This window comes from Fibrobacter sp. UBA7003 (genome assembly GCA_002449765.1).
Taxonomy (GTDB): domain Bacteria; phylum Fibrobacterota; class Fibrobacteria; order Fibrobacterales; family Fibrobacteraceae; genus Fibrobacter.
Genome location: DJXN01000016.1, coordinates 49789 through 65115, shown reverse-complemented (window position 1 = coordinate 65115; position 15327 = coordinate 49789). Strand labels below are relative to the sequence as shown.

Genomic DNA, 15327 nt, shown 5'->3' with positions numbered 1-15327 from the left:
TTCGCTATCCGCGAAGGTGGCCGTACTGTTGGTGCTGGCTCCGTCACCGAAATCATCAAGTAAGGAATAATCATGGCTGGTGAACGCATCCGTATTCGCTTGAAGAGCTTCGACCATCGTATGATCGACCGCTCCGCTCAAGACATCGTGAATACAGCTAAGCAAACGGGTGCCCGCATTGCGGGACCCATCCCCCTCCCGACGAAAGTCCAGAAGTATACGGTGCTCCGCTCTCCGCATATCGACAAGACTTCTCGTGAACAGTTTGAATCCCGTACGCACAAGCGTCTGATCGACATCCTCGATGCTACGCCGCAAACTGTTGATTCCCTCATGAAACTTGACTTGCCGGCTGGTGTCGAAGTCGAAATTAAGGTCTAATACAATGAACGGTATTCTCGCAAAGAAGTTGGGAATGACCCAAGTGTTCACGGAACAGGGCGAATGCGTCCCTGTAACGGTTCTCGAAGCCGGTCCGTGCGTGGTCGTTTGCCACAAGACAGAAGAAAAGGACGGTTACACTGCCGTCCAGATCGGCTTTGGTCTCAAGAAGGAACAGCGTGCCAACAAGGCTGAAATCGGCCACTTCAAGAAGGCTGACGTTGCTGTTCGTGAACACCTCGCCGAATTTGACGTAGCTGATCTCGAATCCTGGCCGGTTGGCAAGGAATTCGGTGCCGCTGACTTCGCCGATGCAAAGATGGTGAACGTTTCCGGCATTTCCAAGGGTCACGGTTTCTCTGGTGCCATCAAGCGCCACGGTTTCCACAGCGGTCCCCGCTCCCATGGCACGCACAACATGCGTGAACCGGGCGGTACCTCCGCTCACTCCTATCCGGGCCGCGTGTTCCCGGGCAAGCGTATGCCTGGTCAATACGGCAACAAGAAAGTGACCGTCAAGCACCTCCAGGTCGTCAAAGTTGATGGCGACCGCAACCTGATCTTCGTCCGCGGCGCTGTCCCGGGCCCGAAGAACAGCATTATCGTGGTGAGGAAAGACTAATGGCTAGTGCAAAGCTTTTCGCCGCAACAGGCGATTTTAAGAATGATATCCAGCTCCCGGCTATGTTCGACCAGGAAGTCAACAAGGTCTGCATGTACCTTCACATCAAGGCTATCCTGAACAACAACCGCCAGGGCACCGCCAAGACCAAGACCAAGGGTGAAGTTAGCGGCGGTGGCCAGAAGCCGTGGAAGCAGAAGGGTACTGGTCGCGCCCGTGCCGGTCAGAACACCTCCGCCGTGTGGGTGCGTGGTGCCAAGGCCCACGGTCCGAAGTCCCACGACTACTTCGAAAAGGTGAACAAGAAGGTCAAGAAGATCGCGTTCCGTTCCGCCCTCGCCGACAAGGCCAAGGAAGGAAAGGTCCAGGTGTTCGAAGCCCTCAGCTTCGATGCCCCGAAGACCAAGGACCTGCTCGCCGTTCTTACCAAGTCCGGTATCGAACAGCGCAACGTTCTCTTTGTCGTGAGCGTGAAGGATCAGAACCTTTACCTCTCCTCTAACAACATTCCTTGGTGCCGTTGCGCCCGCGTCGAAGATGTCAACACCTACGACATCGTCCGTGCAAACAACGTTGTCATCTCTCAGGCCGCTCTCGCGGAACTTGAAGGAGGCCGCTAATGAAGGAAATTCACGAAATCCTCATTGCTCCGCACGTGACCGAAGAAACCATGAAGAACATGGTGAATCCGCGTAACGATGTGCACAAGTATGTTTTCAAGGTTGCCTTGGACGCTAGCAAGGACGACATCAAGGCCGCTATCGAAAAGCGTTTTGATGTGAAGGTCGCTTCGGTCAACACGTTGATCAACCGCGGCAAGATTGTTCGCAGGCGCATGGCTGCTGGCAAGAAACCCAACTGGAAGAAGGCCTACATCACACTGAAGGCCGGGCAAAAGATTGCCGAGTTCGAAGGAGTATAATCATGGGTCTGAAATCTTATCGCCCGCTTACCCCGACTCTGCGTTACAAGCAGATTGGTGACCGCAAGGAAATCACTGCGGAAAAGCCGTACAAGCCCCTCACTGAGGGCATCAAGAGCAGCTCCGGCCGTAACAACGTCGGTGAAATCACTTCCCGCCGTCGCGGTGGTGGTCACAAGAAGCTGTACCGTATCATCGACTTCAAGCGCAAGTTTGCGGGTATCCCCTGCACTGTCGAGACGATCGAGTACGATCCGAACCGTTCCGCACGTATCGCCCTGGTCAAGTACCAGAACGGCAAGCGCTGCTACATCGTCGCCCCGGCCGACATCAAGGTCGGCGACGTGCTGAACTCCGGCGAAGGTGCCGAGTTCCGCATCGGTAACGCTCTCCCGATCCGCGATATTCCGCTGAACACCATGATCCATAACATTGAGCTCAAGCCCGGCAAGGGTGCACAGCTGGTCCGCTCCGCCGGTGCCGCTGCCGAACTCGTTGCTAAGGATGGCAAGCTCTGCCAGGTCAAGCTTCCGAGCGGTGAAGTTCGCTTCATCTCCGAAGACTGCCTCGCTGTCGTGGGCCAGGTTTCCAACATCGACCACATGAATGAATCCTCGGGCTCTGCCGGTCGTTCCCGCTGGCTCGGCAAGCGTCCCTCCGTCCGCGGTGTCGTGATGAACCCGGTCGACCACCCGCTCGGTGGTGGTGAAGGACGTACCTCTGGTGGTCGTCATCCGTGCTCTCCCTGGGGCAAGAACTCCAAGGGTGCCAAAACTCGTAACAATAAGCGTACCGATAAGTACATCGTGCGCCGTCGTCAGAAGAGGGCCTAATTCATGTCGAGATCCCTTAAGAAAGGTGCGTTCGTGGATTCCCACGTTCTCAGCAAAGCCCAGGCTATGGCTGGCTCCGACAAGAAGCAGCCGATCAAGACCTGGTCCCGTCGTTCCACAATCGTTCCGGACATGGTCGGACTTACGTTCTCCGTGTACAACGGCAAGCAGTTCCTGCCGGTCTATGTCTCCGAAAACATGGTTGGCCATAAGCTCGGCGAATTCGCTATGACTCGTACGTTCCGTGGCCATCGCAAGACCGAAACTGCTGGAGGCAAGAAATAATGCAAGCTGTTGCTAAAGTGAAAAACGTCCGCTACGGCGTTCGCAAGCTCCGTCGCGTTGTCGACCTCGTCCGTGGCAAGTCCGTCGACGAAGCCTTCGCGATGCTCTCCATCCTGCACACGCAGACCAAGGGTGCCCCGCTCGTCGAGAACGCCCTCAAGTCCGCTGTCGCCAACTTCAAGCAGAAGTCTGCCGCCCCGGTTTCCGCCGAGGAACTCGTGGTCAAGACTATCACTGCCGATGGTGGCACCATCATGAAGCGTATCCACCCGCGTTCCCAGGGTCGCGCCTTCCGCATCGAGAAGCCGCTCTCCCACATCACCGTCGTCGTCGCAGACAAGGAGAAATAACAATGGGTCACAAAACTCATCCCAATGGTCTTCGTCTTGGCGTTATCCGCGGTTGGGAATCCAAGTGGTATGCCGAAGACAACTTTGCCGATCTTCTCTATGAAGACATCGTGCTCCGTCGCTACCTGATGAAGCGTTTCGAACATGCCTCCCTCTCCAAGGTCGGCATCGAACGCACCGTCAAGAAGGTGAACGTGAACCTCTTTACCGCCCGCCCGGGTATCGTCATCGGTAAGAAGGGCGAAGAGCTGGAACGCGTCAAGGGCGAACTCCAGTTCCTCACCGGTAAGGAAATCTTTATCAGCGTCCACGAGATCAAGCGCCCGGAAACGGATGCTAAGCTCGTCGCCGAAAACATCGCCCGTCAGCTCGAAAAGCGTATTTCCTTCCGCCGCGCCATGAAGCGCGCCATCCAGAGCGCCATGCGCATGGGTGTGGAAGGCATCAAGGTGCAGTGCGGTGGCCGCCTCGGCGGTGCCGAAATCGCCCGCGTCGAGAAGTATGCCGAAGGCCGCGTGCCTCTGCACACTCTCCGTGCCGACATCGACTACGCGACTTCCATTGCTAAGACCGTCTATGGTGCCATCGGTATCAAGGTGTGGATCATGCACGGCGAAAAGATCGGCAAGGATGTCATGAACGACAACAAGAGAGAGAAGTAATATGCTGAGTCCTAAAAGAACATTACATCGTAAGCAGATGAAAGGCCGCATGAAGGGTGTCGCTTCCCGCGGCAATACCATGGCCTTCGGCGAATTCGGCATTCAGGCTCTTGAAAAGTGCTGGCTGACGGCTCGCCAGATCGAAGCGGCTCGTATCGCCATGACCCGTAAGATCAAGCGCGGCGGTCGCGTGTGGATCCGCGTGTTCCCCGACAAGCCCATCACCCGTCACCCTGCCGAAGCCCGTATGGGTAAGGGTAAGGGCGCCGTGGAATTCTGGGTCGCCGTGATCCTCCCGGGCCGTATCATTTTCGAAATGGGCGGTGTCGAACGCGAACTCGCCATGGAAGCCCTCCATGTCGCCTCGCAGAAGCTCCCCCTCAAATGCAAAATCATCGAAGAATCGGAGATCTAATGAAAGCACGTGAATTGAAGGAACTGGGCGTTGACCAGCTCAAGGAAAAACTGGCTCAGTTGAATCTCGATTTGTTCAATTACCGCATGACTGCGAAGCTCGGTAATTTGGAAAAACCCTCTGTGATCCGTGCGACCCGCAAGGACATCGCCCGTATCAAGACCATCCTCAGCGAAAAGGCCAAGGCATAAGCCGGCAGGAGCAGGAAATGGATAGAAACCTTCGTAAAGTCAAGCAGGGTGTTGTTTCATCTGACAAGATGGACAAGACTATCACGGTTGTGGTCGAAAACCGCAAGCGTCACCCGATGTACAACAAGATCATGACCACCACCAAGAAGCTCAAGGCCCACGACGAAAACAACGAAGCGGGTGAGGGCGACCTGGTGGAAATCATGGAAACCCGTCCGCTGTCCGCGACGAAGCGCTGGCGCCTCGTCCGTATCGTGGAAAAGAAGAAGTAAAATTCTGGAGTAAGGCGAATTATGATTCAAGAAGAAACCAGACTCGTCGTGGCTGACAACAGTGGAGCCAAGGAAGTCGCCTGCATCCGTGTTTTGGGTGGCACCAACCGTCGCTATGCTAGCATCGGTGATGTCATCAAGGTAGCCGTTAAAGACGCTATCCCCCAGAGCAAGGTGAAGAAGGGTTCCGTGGCCGACGCCGTCGTCGTGCGCACACGCAAAGAAATCGCTCGTCCGGACGGAACGTTCATTCGTTTCTCGGACAACGCTGTGGTTCTCATCACCAAGGATGGTGAACCGCGCGGAACCCGTATTTTTGGACCGGTGGCTCGTGAGCTCCGCGAAAAAAATTACATGAAGATCATCTCCCTCGCACCTGAGGTTCTCTAATGGCTAACATCAAGAAGAATGATAACGTCAAGGTGATTTCCGGCGCCCACAAGGGCAAGACCGGCACCGTGATCAGTGTCAAGGATGGCAAGGTGACCGTTTCGGGCGTCAACGTCTGCAAGCGTCACGAGAAGCCGTCCCAGACCAATCAAACTGGCGGCATCATCGAGAAGGAAATGCCTATCGCCATTTCCAACGTGATGCTCCTCGAAGGCAACACGCCTGTCCGTACCCGCATCGTCCGCGAGAAGGGTAAGAAGGGCGTTCGTACCAGTGTCAAGACTGGAAAGGCTGTGTAACCATGAACCAGATGAAGCAATTCTATCTCGAAAAAGTCGTTCCGGCCTTGCAAGCAAAGTTTGCCTACAAGAACGTAATGGAAATCCCGCGTCTCGAAAAGATCGTGGTGAACATGGGCGTGGGCGCCGCTGCCCAGAACCGTAAGATTCTGGACGAAGCTGCCGACACTCTCACTGCCATTACCGGTCAGAAGGCCGTCGTCACCACCGCCAAGAAGGCTATCGCCAACTTCCACCTCCGCGAAGGTCTGGGAATCGGCGCCAAGGTCACCCTCCATGGCGACAACATGTGGGACTTCCTCTTCCGTTTCATCAACATCGACCTCCCGCGCGTCCGCGACTTCCGTGGCCTCGCCCGTCGTGGTTTCGATGGAATGGGCAACTTCACCCTCGGTATCAAGGAACAGACGATCTTCGTCGAAATCGATATCGATAAGGTTTCCCGTACTTTCGGTATGGACATCTCTTTCGTCACCTCCGCCAAGACGGACGACGAAGGCCGTGCCCTTCTCGAAGAACTTGGACTCCCCTTCAGGAAGTAAGGTAATACCATGGCAAGCAGAAGAATGATTGAAAAATGCAAGCGTACCCCGAAGTATACCGTTCGCGGGTATAACCGTTGCAAGCGTTGCGGTAGGCCGCACGCCTTTATGCGCCGCTTTGGCCTTTGCCGTATTTGCTTCCGCGAAATGGCACTCGCCGGCGAAATCCCCGGTATCACAAAGTCGTCCTGGTAAGGAGAGTATAAAATGGCAATGACAGATCCTATCGCCGATATGCTCACCCGCGTGCGCAATGCCTGCAAGGCAAAGCTCCCCGTGGTGGACATCCCTGCCAGCAACCTGAAGCGTGAAATCGCTCGCGTTCTGCAGGAAAAAGGTTTCATCAAGAAGTTCGTCGTCGTTGAAGACGGCAAGCAGGGCATGCTCAAGATCCTGCTCCGCTACACCAACGGCGTTCCCGCAATCCAAGGCATCCAGCGCATTTCGTCGCCTGGTCTCCGTCACTACGTTGACGTGGCCAAGCTTCCGCGCGTCCGCAATGGCCTCGGCTTTGCTATCATCTCCACATCTAAAGGCGTGATGACCGACCACGAAGCCCGCGAACAGAAGGTGGGTGGCGAAGTCGTCGCGAAGGTCTGGTGAGGTAACGATGTCCCGTATCGGAAAAGCTATTATCAATATCCCGGCTGGCGTGAAAGTCGCCGTCAATGGTCAGAACATCAAGGTGGAAGGCCCGAAGGGCAAGCTCGAGACGAACGTCCACGAACTCATTTCCATCAAGCTCGAAGGCAACCAGCTTTCGTTCTCCCGTCCTGATGATCAGAAGTTCACCCGCGCTATCCATGGCACCACCCGCGCTCTCGTCAACAACATGGTCGAAGGCGTCACGAAGGGCTTCCAGAAGACCCTCGAAATCGTGGGCGTTGGTTACCGTGTGGAACAGAAGGGCAAGGACCTGAACCTCGTGCTCGGTTTCTCGCACCCGGTCATTTTCAAGGCTCCGGAAGGCGTCGAACTCAAGGCTGTCGACCCGCTGAAGATTTCCATCTCCGGCATCGACAAGCAGAAGGTCGGCCAGGCTGCAGCTGAAATCCGCAAGTACCGTAAGCCTGAACCGTACAAGGGCAAGGGCATCAAGTACGAAGGCGAAATCATCCGCCGCAAGCAGGGTAAGAAGACAGGTAAATAAGGGTAAACTATGACTGCAATCGCTAAAAAAAGAATCCAGTCCAGAATCGCACGCCACGAACGTGTGCGCAAGTCTGTTGTCGGAACTGCAGAGTGCCCTCGTTTGGCCGTTCGCCGTTCCTTGTCTCACATGGTCGCCCAGATTATCGATGACGCGAACAACAAGTCTCTCGTGCAGGTTGCAACGACTGCGAAGGAATTCCAGAGCAAGTTCGGCAGCATGACGAAGTCGGAGCAGGCTAAGCAGCTCGGTCTCCAGGTCGCTGAAGTCGCTAAGTCCAAGGGCATTGAATCCGTGGTCTTCGACCGCGGCGGTTACATCTATCACGGTCGCGTTCAGGCTCTCGCTGAGGGAGCTCGTGAAGGCGGACTCAAATTCTAGTGAGGTACACTTTGGAACGCGAAGCTCAAGTTTCTGAATTTGAAGACAAGGTTGTACACATCAACCGTTGCGCTAAGACCGTCAAGGGCGGTCGCCGTATGTCTTTCTCCGCTCTCGTTGTCGTTGGCAACAAGAACGGCAAGGTGGGCGTGGGTCTCGGCAAGGCCAAGGAAGTTTCCGAAGCCATCCGCAAGGGCACTGAAGCTGCCCACAGGAACATTGTCGAAGTCCAGCTGCTCGACGGCACCATCCCGCACGACATCGAAGTCAAGAACGGCTCCACCCGCATCCTCCTGATGCCGGCTGCTCCGGGTACTGGCGTTATCGCCGGTGCTGCTGCCCGTGCCGTTCTCGAACTCGCCGGTGTGCGCAACATCCTCACCAAGATTCACGGTTCTTCCAACCCGAGCACTGTTGTCAGCGCTTGCCTCGAAGGCCTGATGTCCCAGATGAACAAGCAGGACTGCGCCAAGCTGCGCGGTTTTGAAGCCTAAGGAGTAATACACCATGAAGAAAGTTCGTATTACTTTGATCAAGGGTACCGTCCGTCGCCTTCCGGTGCATCGCGCCAACGTGAAGGCCCTCGGTCTCCGCAAGATCGGACAATCTGTTGAACACGTTTTGACCCCCAGCATCCAGGGCATGATCAATGCCGTGCGTGACATGGTGAAGGTCGAGGAGATCTAATAATGGAACTCAATACTCTCAATCCTGGCAAAGCCAAGGTCGTCAAGCGCAAGCGCATTGGCCGTGGCCCGGGTTCCGGTTGGGGCACCACCGCTGGTCGTGGCCAGAAGGGTGCCGGCGCTCGTAAGAGTGCCAAGGCCGGCCGTGTCGCTTTCGAAGGCGGCCAGATGCCGATCCACCGTCGCATCCCGAAGCGTGGCTTCAAGCACGCCGGTATCGAATTCCAGATCGTGAACCTGAAGCGTCTCGCAGCGGTCTCCGCTACCGAATTCGACGCCAAGGTCCTCTTCGACCTCGGATTCATCCGCAACATCGAGAAGCCGGTCAAGGTTCTCGCGTTCGGTGCTATCGACAAGGCTATCAACGTAAAGGTTAACGCCATCAGCGAGAAGGCCAAGGCCCTCATCGAAGCTGCTGGCGGCAAAGTCGAGATCGTCTAATGGAAGCTCTCAAGAAAGCCATAGATGCGTTCATCAATGCGTTCAAGATTGAGGACCTGCGCAAGAAGTTGCTCTTCACGCTCGGCATCCTCATCGTCTACCGCATCGGTGCGCACATCACTATCCCCGGAGTAAACGCCGCGGTCCTCGCGGAGTACTTCAAGAACTCGAACAACTTGTTCGGCATGTACGACTCCTTCACGGGCGGTGCGTTTGCGAAAGCGACGATTTTCGCCCTGGGTATCATGCCCTACATCAGCGCATCCATCATCATCCAGTTGATGGGCTCTGTTATCCCGGCCATCCAGATGCTACAGAAGGAAGGCCAGGAAGGGCGCGCCAAGCTGAACCAGTACACCCGTTACTTTACGGTGGTTCTTGCCGCTTTGCAGGGATGGGGCATTTCCGTATGGCTTTCCTCCCTTAAAGTGGGTTCCGCCGCTGCCGGTACAGGCATTTCCGTCCTCGCGGACGACTTCGCTACCGGTGCGGGGAACATCGGCTTCCGTTTACTTGCTACCCTGACCTTCACCGCAGGTACGGTGCTCGTGATGTACCTGGGCGAACAGATTACTTCGCACGGTGTGGGCAACGGTATTTCGCTTATCATTTTCGCCGGTATCGTCGGAGGCCTTCCGCGGGCTTTCTTTGCCGAACTGGAAATGTTTAGAGAAGAGATCCAGCCGCTCGCCATCGAGATTTTCATCCTGGCGATCGTGGTCGTGATTATCGGCTTTATCGTTTTCGTCGAGCAGGCGAACCGTCGCATTCCACTCCAAAGTCCTCGCAGGACTGTCGGAAACAAGGTCATGGGCGGTCAGTCCAGCTATTTGCCCTTCAAGGTGAACACCGCTGGCGTGATCCCCGTTATCTTCGCTTCGTGCATCATGTTCATTCCGGCCATGATCGCGTCGTGGTTCCCGAACGTCTCCGCGATGCAGTCCTTTGCTGCCATGTTCATCCCGGGTCACATTTCTTACAGTGTGATTGACGCTCTCCTCATCATATTCTTCACCTACTTCTACACGGCAATCCAGTACAACCCTAACGACATTGCCGAAAACCTGAAGAGGTCTGGTGGGTTTATCCCTGGTGTGCGTCCCGGTAAGCAGACGGCAGAGTACATTGACCATGTGTTGACCCGAATTTCTCTTCCGGGCTCGCTGTTCCTCGCTCTAATCAGCGTCGGACCGCTTCACCTGAAAGACGCGCTCAATATGAGTTTCTATATTGGGGGCACCTCGGTACTCATCGTGGTCGGTGTGGCGTTGGACACGCTTCGTCAACTCGAAGCCCAACTGCATACCAAGAATTATGAAGGTTTCTTGAAACATGGCCGCATTCGCGGCAGGATGGCGTCCTAGTGGCTAAAGAAGAAGGAATACAGGTAGAAGGTGTTGTGTTGGAAGCTCTTCCCAACGCGTTCTTCCGTGTGAAACTTGGAAATGACCACGAGATTCTCGCTCACGTTTCAGGAAAGATGCGTCGGCATTTCATCCGAATTTTGCCGGACGACAAAGTGTTGGTAGAAATTTCTCCCTACGACCTCAATCGTGGGAGAATCACTTACCGTTACAAGTAATAGGTATCAAAAGAAGGTCTAACCTATGAAACTCAAAGCCTCCATCAAACCCAGGTGTGAAAACTGCAAGATCATCCGTCGCAAGGGTGTATTGCGTATCATCTGTTCGAAGAACCCCCGTCACAAGCAGAAGCAGGGATAAGGAGATCGTATGGCACGTATAGCTGGTGTCGATTTGCCGAAGAACAAGACTGTCGAGTACGGTCTCACGGCAATCTATGGTGTCGGTCTGTTCACCGCAAACAAGGTCTGTGCTCAGCTGGGCATCGACAAGAACAAGAAGTGCGATGACCTCACCGAAGAAGAACAAGGTAAGATTCGTCATCTCCTCGAAGACGAATATTCCGTGGAAGGTCAGCTCCGCGCGGAAGTTACCCTGAACATCAAGCGTCTCTTGGATATCGGTTGCTACCGTGGTATCCGCCACCGCAAGGGCCTGCCGGTCCGCGGTCAGCGTTCCCGTACCAACGCCCGTACCCGCAAGGGCCCCAAGAAGACTGTGGCTAACAAGAAGAAGTAAGGAGATTCGTCGTGGCTGAAGAAGAAATCAAGGAAACCGCTGCCGCTGCCGAAGCTCCGGCCGCAGCCGCTACTGAAGAAGTTAAGGTCAAGAAGGGCAAGAAGCGTATCGACATCCAGGGTATCGCCTGCGTCAACGCTACCTTCAACAACACAATCGTCTCTATCACCGATGCCCGCGGTAACGTCGTGGCTTGGGGCTCCCCCGGTAACTCCGGTTTCAAGGGTTCCCGCAAGAGCACTCCGTTCGCCGCTCAGCTCGCTGCCGAAACTGCCGCCCACAAGGCTTTCGACCTCGGCATGCGCAAGGTGGACGTCCGCGTGAAGGGTGCCGGTGGTGGCCGTGAGTCCGCCGTCCGCGCTCTCAAGAATGCGGGCCTCGAAGTTCTCTCCATTCGAGACGTGACGGGCATTCCGCACAACGGTTGCCGTCCTAAAAAGAAGAGAAGAGTCTAATCCAAAGAGGTATCGCCAATGATGTGGAAATCACTTCAGATGCCGCGTAGCTTCCAGAAAGTGGAAACTAGCGAAGACGGTCGTAAAGCTAAGTTCGTTGTCGAGGCCTTGGAAAGAGGCTGGGGCATCACGCTTGGCAATGCGCTCCGCCGTGTGCTCCTTTCCTCCCTGCAGGGTGCGGCTATCGTCTCCGTGAAAATCGAAGGCGTTGAAAAGGAAATGTCTACGGTCCCGGGTGTGAAGGAAGATGTCACCGACATCATCCTGAACCTGAAGAGCATCCGCGTGAAGCTCCTTTCCGACCATGACGAAACTTTGCACCTGGATATGTCCGGTGATGGCGAAGTCACGGCCAAGGATTTCATGGACAATCCGAACGTGGTCATCCTGACCCCGGACGTCCATATCGCGACCCTGAACGGGAACGCATCGCTTTCCATGGACGTGAAGGTCTCCTGTGGCCGCGGATTCGTCCGTGCCGACGAATTGAAGGACAAGGACGCTCCGATCGGCGTTATCGCCACGGACGCGAACTTCAACCCGGTGCAGCAGGTGGCTATGCACATCAGCGATACCCGCGTTGGCCAGAAGACGGACTACAACCGTCTGGAGCTGGAAATCACGACTGACGGTTCCATCGATCCCGAAGACGCTCTCGCCTACGCTGCGAAGCTCCTCGTCGATCACCTGGAAATCTTCATCAACTTCGAAGGCGACCTCGAGAGCCCCGAAGAGCTGGAGATGGACGAAGAACGTCAGCGTATTGCCACCCTCCTGCGCACTCGCGTGGACGAACTCGAACTCTCTGTTCGTTCCAGCAACTGCCTCCGTATGGCGAATATCCATACCGTTGGCGAACTTGTGCGCAACAAGGAAAACGATATGCTCAAATACAAGAACTTCGGTCGGAAGTCCTTGGTGGAACTTAACGAGGTGTTGACCTCCATGGGCCTTTCCTTTGGCATGGACGTCGATGACTACTTGAAGGATTAACAATGAGACACGGTGTAAAAAACAAGAAACTGGGTGTTAACGCCCAACACAAGCGTGCCATCCTCCGCGCCCTTACCACCTCCATCATCGAGAAGGGTATGGAAGCGGAGCAGTCCGCCCGCTACGTGCGCACGACGCTTCACAAGGCGAAGATTGTCCGCTCCAACGTGGACCGCATGATTACCTACGCAAAGAAGGGTGACCTTTCTGCACGTCGCGAAGCTGCACGCTTCGTCACGAGCCCGAAGGTTCTCCAGGACCTGTTCGCTACCATCGGACCGCGCTACGCTGGCCGCAACGGTGGCTACACTCGCATCATCAAGCTCGGCCCGAACCGCGCTGGTGACGCTGCCGAAATGGCCCTCATCGGCCTCGTCGAAGACGAGATCGTTGCCAAGGCCAAGAAGGCTGCCGAACCTGCCAAGTCCGATGCCGTGAGCATGGTCGAAGGCGAGAGCAAGTCTGCCAACTAGTCTTTGCTGTGAGAAAAACGGGGCCCGACGTTTGTCGGCCCCGTTTTTTTTGATTTTTCCTTTTTTGGTGGTGTCTATTTTTGTATCTTATGGAAACATGCAACGTCTTATTGCTCTTATACTTCTGACAATCTCGCTTGCGTTTTCTGCAGGTGAGATGGATCTTTTTTCCGGCTCGGCGATTGGTGGGAACCACGGGCCGTCTTCGCGCAGTTCCGTCGCGTTGACCCCGGCCTATGCGGAAGCTACGGTCGATTCCAGCTATATCCTTGGCCCCGGTGATTTTTTGGACCTGATGCTGGAAAATGCCTACTTGTCGGTCCAGGTTTATCCCGACGGTTCTGTCGCCATAGAGGAATGCGGTTCCGTGAATGTCGGCGGAAAGACTTTTGCCGAGGCCCGTGAACTGATTCTGGATCTTGCAGCCAAGCGCTTCAAGCGCGAGGAATGCTTCGTCCAGCTTGCCGCACTGAAAAAATACAAGGTGAATGCGATGGGTGCACTGATGAATGTCGGACAGCACCTCCTGGAGCCCCAGACGCGCCTGAGCTATTTCCTCCGCCAGGTGGGCGGTTTCGTTTCGCGTGCGAATCTTGAGGACGTGATGATTATCCGCCACGGCGACACCCTGCACGTGAACTACAACGACGTCTCGGTGAAGGGTGACTTTGCAAAGGACGTGATGCTGATTCAGGGAGACCAGATCTATGTCCCGTTCGTTCCGATGGGCGAGAACGTCGTCATGGTTTTTCCGGGATTCAGGACGAGCGTCACCTACAAGGAGGGCCGCACCCTGCAGGAGTACTTTGAACTTGCCGGCGGGGAACGCCTGCACAATTTCGGGTACAAGGCCGCCTGCGTGAAGGAACAGGGCAAGACGCCGCGCTGGATTCCGCTTGAAGAAATGAAGAGCACGGTTGTCTCGCCGAATACGGAAGTGGAGTTTTCTGCAGAAGAGATGGCCGTCTATGTCGGCGGCGCGCTCAACCATATCGGGAAGGTGGACTACAATCCTTCCTGGCATGCCATCGACTATATCGCTGCGGCGGGCCTGAATACGATTTCGGGTTCCTGGAACCAGGTCAAGGTGTGGCGTGGGAAATCCCCGGAAGCGCTCAGCCTGAGCGTCACGGAGGATCCGATCAATCCCGGCGACTACATCGAGGTGCCGAAGAGCCGTTACGAGTCCTTCAAGGATTTTACCCTTTTCCTCGCTTCGCTCCTCACGGTGGTATCGTCCGCATTCATCATTTACGTCAATTACAAGTAGCTTCGTATGGAAAAACAGGATTCGGTAGGATTTGTCGAGATTTGCCTTCGTTTGCTGAACGGCGACTTGAAGCATTTCAAGCTGTTCGCCTTTATTGTGCTCTTGCCGACGCTTACGGCCTTTGTCCTGGTGATGTGGGTCATCAAGCCGACGTATGTCGCGCAGGCGGTCGTGACTCCGCCCAAGTCGACACAGGGCTCGCTGGATGGACTGAGTTCCATGATCGGCGGCATGTCCGGGGTCTCCTCGATTCTGGGGCTGTCTTCGAACAACGATGACGCGAACGCGGTGTGGACTATCCTGAATTCGTGGGAGCTGCACAACCAGGTCATCGACGAGTTCAACCTGGCGGAACATTACGAGTTCGACGGCAAGTTCCATGCGGACCTGTTGAAAAAGTTCCGGAAGAATTTCGGGATCGAGATGAACAAGGAAGACATGTTCGCGATTTCGGTCGAGGACGAGGATTACAGGCTCGCGGCGAAGATGGTCTCGTTTATCCTCACGAAGGCGGATTCCGCGTTCAACGTGTTCAAGACGTCCCAGGCGCGGCAGTCCAGGATTTATTTCCAGAGCAGGCTGGATTCTTGCGAACATGCGCTCGATTCGCTGATGAAGGAATTCGTGAAGTTCCAGGTCGAGAACAACTTCTATGATCCCGAGGTGCAGCTGGAATCGACGATCAAGTACCTGAGCGCCTTGCAGGCGAAGCGCGAGGAGGTGTCCATCGAGATGGCCTTCGAGAAGGCTGACCGTGGCAAGAGCAAGCGTTACGAGGAACTTTCCAAGCGCTACCAGGGAATTAACGCGGCGCTGAACGGGACGCTGAAGGGCAAGCACGAGAAGGTGGGCATGGTCGCCTTGCAGAAGTCCTCCGAGCTTGGCGCCGAATACATGCGCCGCGAAAACGAAATCCGTGTGCAGGAAGCCATGTATAAGCTGTTGCGGCAGCAGAGCGAGCAGATGCGGCTCGAGGAGGCCAAGATGCTTACGAACCTGCATGTGCTCGAACCGCCCTGGGAAAACGACAAGAAAGTGTTCCCGAGGCGCGGCATTATCCTCATGTTCACGGCGTTCATGTCCTTTTTGCTGGCGACGCTCCTGTGCAATTTCCTGGAGTTCATGCGTTCCGAGAAGGAGAAGAACACGGGCACTTCCGCGGAATGGGCCAACTTCGTGCATGGAATCTGCTTCTGGCGCAAGTAGCATCCT

General features: G+C 55.4%; 29 protein-coding genes and 1 pseudogene. All 30 read left to right on the top strand.

What is annotated here, in order from left to right:
* Positions 1-72: 72 nt before the first annotated feature.
* The 30 genes and pseudogenes from rpsJ (at position 73) to B2952_RS13995 (ending at position 15321) form a co-directional block, all read left to right on the top strand.
* Positions 73-381, top strand: a complete 309-nt coding sequence (rpsJ, locus tag B2952_RS14140) for a 30S ribosomal protein S10 (protein ID WP_173798279.1) — start codon at positions 73-75, stop codon at positions 379-381.
* Positions 382-385: 4 nt separating this feature from the next.
* Positions 386-1003 (top strand): 50S ribosomal protein L3, encoded by a 618-nt coding sequence (gene rplC, locus B2952_RS14135; RefSeq protein WP_290722797.1) that lies wholly within the window; start codon positions 386-388, stop codon positions 1001-1003.
* The gene (gene rplD, locus B2952_RS14130) at positions 1003-1623 is read left to right on the top strand and encodes a 50S ribosomal protein L4 (protein WP_290722795.1); all 621 of its coding nucleotides are present in this window, start codon (positions 1003-1005) and stop codon (positions 1621-1623) included. The genes rplC and rplD overlap by 1 nt, the downstream gene beginning before the upstream one ends.
* A complete protein-coding gene (gene rplW, locus B2952_RS14125) occupies positions 1623-1925 on the top strand; it encodes a 50S ribosomal protein L23 (RefSeq protein ID WP_290722793.1) in 303 nt (100 codons plus the stop codon). Before rplD ends, rplW begins: the two co-directional genes overlap by 1 nt.
* A gap of 2 nt (positions 1926-1927) precedes the next feature.
* Positions 1928-2758, top strand: coding sequence for a 50S ribosomal protein L2 (rplB, locus tag B2952_RS14120; RefSeq protein WP_290722792.1), 831 nt, complete (start codon positions 1928-1930; stop codon positions 2756-2758).
* A 3-nt stretch (positions 2759-2761) separates the two neighbouring features.
* Positions 2762-3043, top strand: coding sequence for a 30S ribosomal protein S19 (rpsS, locus tag B2952_RS14115; protein WP_088638998.1), 282 nt, complete (start codon positions 2762-2764; stop codon positions 3041-3043).
* Positions 3043-3393 carry a 50S ribosomal protein L22 gene (gene rplV, locus B2952_RS14110; RefSeq protein ID WP_290722789.1) on the top strand — a complete coding sequence of 117 codons (351 nt, stop codon included), beginning with the start codon at positions 3043-3045 and terminating at the stop codon, positions 3391-3393. Before rpsS ends, rplV begins: the two co-directional genes overlap by 1 nt.
* A gap of 2 nt (positions 3394-3395) precedes the next feature.
* Complete coding sequence (rpsC, locus tag B2952_RS14105; RefSeq protein WP_290722787.1) at positions 3396-4055, top strand: 30S ribosomal protein S3; 660 nt, start codon at positions 3396-3398, stop codon at positions 4053-4055.
* A gap of 1 nt (position 4056) precedes the next feature.
* Positions 4057-4470, top strand: a complete 414-nt coding sequence (rplP, locus tag B2952_RS14100) for a 50S ribosomal protein L16 (protein ID WP_290722785.1) — start codon at positions 4057-4059, stop codon at positions 4468-4470.
* The gene (rpmC, locus tag B2952_RS14095; protein WP_290722783.1) at positions 4470-4661 is read left to right on the top strand and encodes a 50S ribosomal protein L29; all 192 of its coding nucleotides are present in this window, start codon (positions 4470-4472) and stop codon (positions 4659-4661) included. The genes rplP and rpmC overlap by 1 nt, the downstream gene beginning before the upstream one ends.
* 17 nt (positions 4662-4678) lie before the next feature.
* Complete coding sequence (gene rpsQ, locus B2952_RS14090) at positions 4679-4933, top strand: 30S ribosomal protein S17 (protein ID WP_173340348.1); 255 nt, start codon at positions 4679-4681, stop codon at positions 4931-4933.
* Positions 4934-4954: 21 nt separating this feature from the next.
* Positions 4955-5323: a 50S ribosomal protein L14 gene (rplN, locus tag B2952_RS14085; RefSeq protein ID WP_290722778.1), complete on the top strand. Its 369-nt coding sequence runs from the start codon at positions 4955-4957 to the stop codon at positions 5321-5323.
* On the top strand, positions 5323-5622 hold the full coding sequence (gene rplX / locus B2952_RS14080; RefSeq protein WP_290730388.1) for a 50S ribosomal protein L24: 300 nt from the start codon (positions 5323-5325) through the stop codon (positions 5620-5622). Before rplN ends, rplX begins: the two co-directional genes overlap by 1 nt.
* A 2-nt stretch (positions 5623-5624) precedes the next feature.
* Complete coding sequence (gene rplE / locus B2952_RS14075) at positions 5625-6164, top strand: 50S ribosomal protein L5 (protein WP_290735856.1); 540 nt, start codon at positions 5625-5627, stop codon at positions 6162-6164.
* Positions 6165-6173: 9 nt separating this feature from the next.
* On the top strand, positions 6174-6359 hold the full coding sequence (locus tag B2952_RS14070; protein WP_014546106.1) for a type Z 30S ribosomal protein S14: 186 nt from the start codon (positions 6174-6176) through the stop codon (positions 6357-6359).
* A 12-nt stretch (positions 6360-6371) separates the two neighbouring features.
* Entirely contained in the window at positions 6372-6767 is a 396-nt protein-coding gene (rpsH, locus tag B2952_RS14065) for a 30S ribosomal protein S8 (protein ID WP_173382628.1), read from the top strand.
* A gap of 7 nt (positions 6768-6774) precedes the next feature.
* Positions 6775-7314, top strand: coding sequence for a 50S ribosomal protein L6 (rplF, locus tag B2952_RS14060; RefSeq protein ID WP_173382629.1), 540 nt, complete (start codon positions 6775-6777; stop codon positions 7312-7314).
* Between the two features lie 9 nt (positions 7315-7323).
* A complete protein-coding gene (gene rplR / locus B2952_RS14055) occupies positions 7324-7695 on the top strand; it encodes a 50S ribosomal protein L18 (protein ID WP_290722760.1) in 372 nt (123 codons plus the stop codon).
* 11 nt (positions 7696-7706) lie between these two features.
* On the top strand, positions 7707-8189 hold the full coding sequence (gene rpsE, locus B2952_RS14050) for a 30S ribosomal protein S5 (protein ID WP_290722758.1): 483 nt from the start codon (positions 7707-7709) through the stop codon (positions 8187-8189).
* Positions 8190-8202: 13 nt separating this feature from the next.
* Positions 8203-8382, top strand: coding sequence for a 50S ribosomal protein L30 (rpmD, locus tag B2952_RS14045; protein WP_173382631.1), 180 nt, complete (start codon positions 8203-8205; stop codon positions 8380-8382).
* A gap of 2 nt (positions 8383-8384) precedes the next feature.
* A complete protein-coding gene (gene rplO / locus B2952_RS14040; protein WP_173382632.1) occupies positions 8385-8822 on the top strand; it encodes a 50S ribosomal protein L15 in 438 nt (145 codons plus the stop codon).
* Entirely contained in the window at positions 8822-10186 is a 1365-nt protein-coding gene (gene secY, locus B2952_RS14035) for a preprotein translocase subunit SecY (RefSeq protein ID WP_173382633.1), read from the top strand. Before rplO ends, secY begins: the two co-directional genes overlap by 1 nt.
* The gene (gene infA / locus B2952_RS14030) at positions 10186-10404 is read left to right on the top strand and encodes a translation initiation factor IF-1 (protein ID WP_173382634.1); all 219 of its coding nucleotides are present in this window, start codon (positions 10186-10188) and stop codon (positions 10402-10404) included. The genes secY and infA overlap by 1 nt, the downstream gene beginning before the upstream one ends.
* A 25-nt stretch (positions 10405-10429) precedes the next feature.
* Positions 10430-10546: a 50S ribosomal protein L36 gene (gene rpmJ / locus B2952_RS14025; RefSeq protein ID WP_088639011.1), complete on the top strand. Its 117-nt coding sequence runs from the start codon at positions 10430-10432 to the stop codon at positions 10544-10546.
* A gap of 9 nt (positions 10547-10555) precedes the next feature.
* Positions 10556-10924 (top strand): 30S ribosomal protein S13, encoded by a 369-nt coding sequence (gene rpsM / locus B2952_RS14020; RefSeq protein WP_072807559.1) that lies wholly within the window; start codon positions 10556-10558, stop codon positions 10922-10924.
* Positions 10925-10950: 26 nt separating this feature from the next.
* A complete protein-coding gene (gene rpsK / locus B2952_RS14015) occupies positions 10951-11379 on the top strand; it encodes a 30S ribosomal protein S11 (protein ID WP_173304119.1) in 429 nt (142 codons plus the stop codon).
* Positions 11380-11397: 18 nt separating this feature from the next.
* Positions 11398-12372 (top strand): DNA-directed RNA polymerase subunit alpha, encoded by a 975-nt coding sequence (locus tag B2952_RS14010; RefSeq protein WP_290722747.1) that lies wholly within the window; start codon positions 11398-11400, stop codon positions 12370-12372.
* Positions 12373-12374: 2 nt separating this feature from the next.
* Positions 12375-12749: pseudogene (gene rplQ, locus B2952_RS14005) on the top strand (50S ribosomal protein L17); the annotation flags it as partial.
* A gap of 193 nt (positions 12750-12942) precedes the next feature.
* On the top strand, positions 12943-14115 hold the full coding sequence (locus tag B2952_RS14000; protein ID WP_173382636.1) for a polysaccharide biosynthesis/export family protein: 1173 nt from the start codon (positions 12943-12945) through the stop codon (positions 14113-14115).
* A 6-nt stretch (positions 14116-14121) separates the two neighbouring features.
* The gene (locus tag B2952_RS13995; RefSeq protein WP_173366172.1) at positions 14122-15321 is read left to right on the top strand and encodes a GumC family protein; all 1200 of its coding nucleotides are present in this window, start codon (positions 14122-14124) and stop codon (positions 15319-15321) included.
* The last annotated feature ends 6 nt before the right edge of the window (positions 15322-15327 follow it).

What these genes read in the sequence shown, in the direction of transcription:
- B2952_RS14070 (WP_014546106.1), top strand. Translation starts at nt 6,174, where the DNA reads ATGGCAAGCAGAAGAATGATTGAAAAATGCAAGCGTACCCCGAAGTAT.
- rplO (WP_173382632.1), top strand. Translation starts at nt 8,385, where the DNA reads ATGGAACTCAATACTCTCAATCCTGGCAAAGCCAAGGTCGTCAAGCGC.
- rpmC (WP_290722783.1), top strand. Translation starts at nt 4,470, where the DNA reads ATGAAAGCACGTGAATTGAAGGAACTGGGCGTTGACCAGCTCAAGGAA.
- rplD (WP_290722795.1), top strand. Translation starts at nt 1,003, where the DNA reads ATGGCTAGTGCAAAGCTTTTCGCCGCAACAGGCGATTTTAAGAATGAT.
- rplN (WP_290722778.1), top strand. Translation starts at nt 4,955, where the DNA reads ATGATTCAAGAAGAAACCAGACTCGTCGTGGCTGACAACAGTGGAGCC.
- rplR (WP_290722760.1), top strand. Translation starts at nt 7,324, where the DNA reads ATGACTGCAATCGCTAAAAAAAGAATCCAGTCCAGAATCGCACGCCAC.
- rplV (WP_290722789.1), top strand. Translation starts at nt 3,043, where the DNA reads ATGCAAGCTGTTGCTAAAGTGAAAAACGTCCGCTACGGCGTTCGCAAG.
- rpmJ (WP_088639011.1), top strand. Translation starts at nt 10,430, where the DNA reads ATGAAACTCAAAGCCTCCATCAAACCCAGGTGTGAAAACTGCAAGATC.
- rplX (WP_290730388.1), top strand. Translation starts at nt 5,323, where the DNA reads ATGGCTAACATCAAGAAGAATGATAACGTCAAGGTGATTTCCGGCGCC.
- secY (WP_173382633.1), top strand. Translation starts at nt 8,822, where the DNA reads ATGGAAGCTCTCAAGAAAGCCATAGATGCGTTCATCAATGCGTTCAAG.
- B2952_RS13995 (WP_173366172.1), top strand. Translation starts at nt 14,122, where the DNA reads ATGGAAAAACAGGATTCGGTAGGATTTGTCGAGATTTGCCTTCGTTTG.
- B2952_RS14010 (WP_290722747.1), top strand. Translation starts at nt 11,398, where the DNA reads ATGATGTGGAAATCACTTCAGATGCCGCGTAGCTTCCAGAAAGTGGAA.
- rpsM (WP_072807559.1), top strand. Translation starts at nt 10,556, where the DNA reads ATGGCACGTATAGCTGGTGTCGATTTGCCGAAGAACAAGACTGTCGAG.
- rpsS (WP_088638998.1), top strand. Translation starts at nt 2,762, where the DNA reads ATGTCGAGATCCCTTAAGAAAGGTGCGTTCGTGGATTCCCACGTTCTC.
- B2952_RS14000 (WP_173382636.1), top strand. Translation starts at nt 12,943, where the DNA reads ATGCAACGTCTTATTGCTCTTATACTTCTGACAATCTCGCTTGCGTTT.
- rpsQ (WP_173340348.1), top strand. Translation starts at nt 4,679, where the DNA reads ATGGATAGAAACCTTCGTAAAGTCAAGCAGGGTGTTGTTTCATCTGAC.
- rplP (WP_290722785.1), top strand. Translation starts at nt 4,057, where the DNA reads ATGCTGAGTCCTAAAAGAACATTACATCGTAAGCAGATGAAAGGCCGC.
- rpsC (WP_290722787.1), top strand. Translation starts at nt 3,396, where the DNA reads ATGGGTCACAAAACTCATCCCAATGGTCTTCGTCTTGGCGTTATCCGC.
- rplB (WP_290722792.1), top strand. Translation starts at nt 1,928, where the DNA reads ATGGGTCTGAAATCTTATCGCCCGCTTACCCCGACTCTGCGTTACAAG.
- rpsH (WP_173382628.1), top strand. Translation starts at nt 6,372, where the DNA reads ATGGCAATGACAGATCCTATCGCCGATATGCTCACCCGCGTGCGCAAT.
- rpsJ (WP_173798279.1), top strand. Translation starts at nt 73, where the DNA reads ATGGCTGGTGAACGCATCCGTATTCGCTTGAAGAGCTTCGACCATCGT.
- rplC (WP_290722797.1), top strand. Translation starts at nt 386, where the DNA reads ATGAACGGTATTCTCGCAAAGAAGTTGGGAATGACCCAAGTGTTCACG.
- rpmD (WP_173382631.1), top strand. Translation starts at nt 8,203, where the DNA reads ATGAAGAAAGTTCGTATTACTTTGATCAAGGGTACCGTCCGTCGCCTT.
- rplE (WP_290735856.1), top strand. Translation starts at nt 5,625, where the DNA reads ATGAACCAGATGAAGCAATTCTATCTCGAAAAAGTCGTTCCGGCCTTG.
- rplF (WP_173382629.1), top strand. Translation starts at nt 6,775, where the DNA reads ATGTCCCGTATCGGAAAAGCTATTATCAATATCCCGGCTGGCGTGAAA.
- rplW (WP_290722793.1), top strand. Translation starts at nt 1,623, where the DNA reads ATGAAGGAAATTCACGAAATCCTCATTGCTCCGCACGTGACCGAAGAA.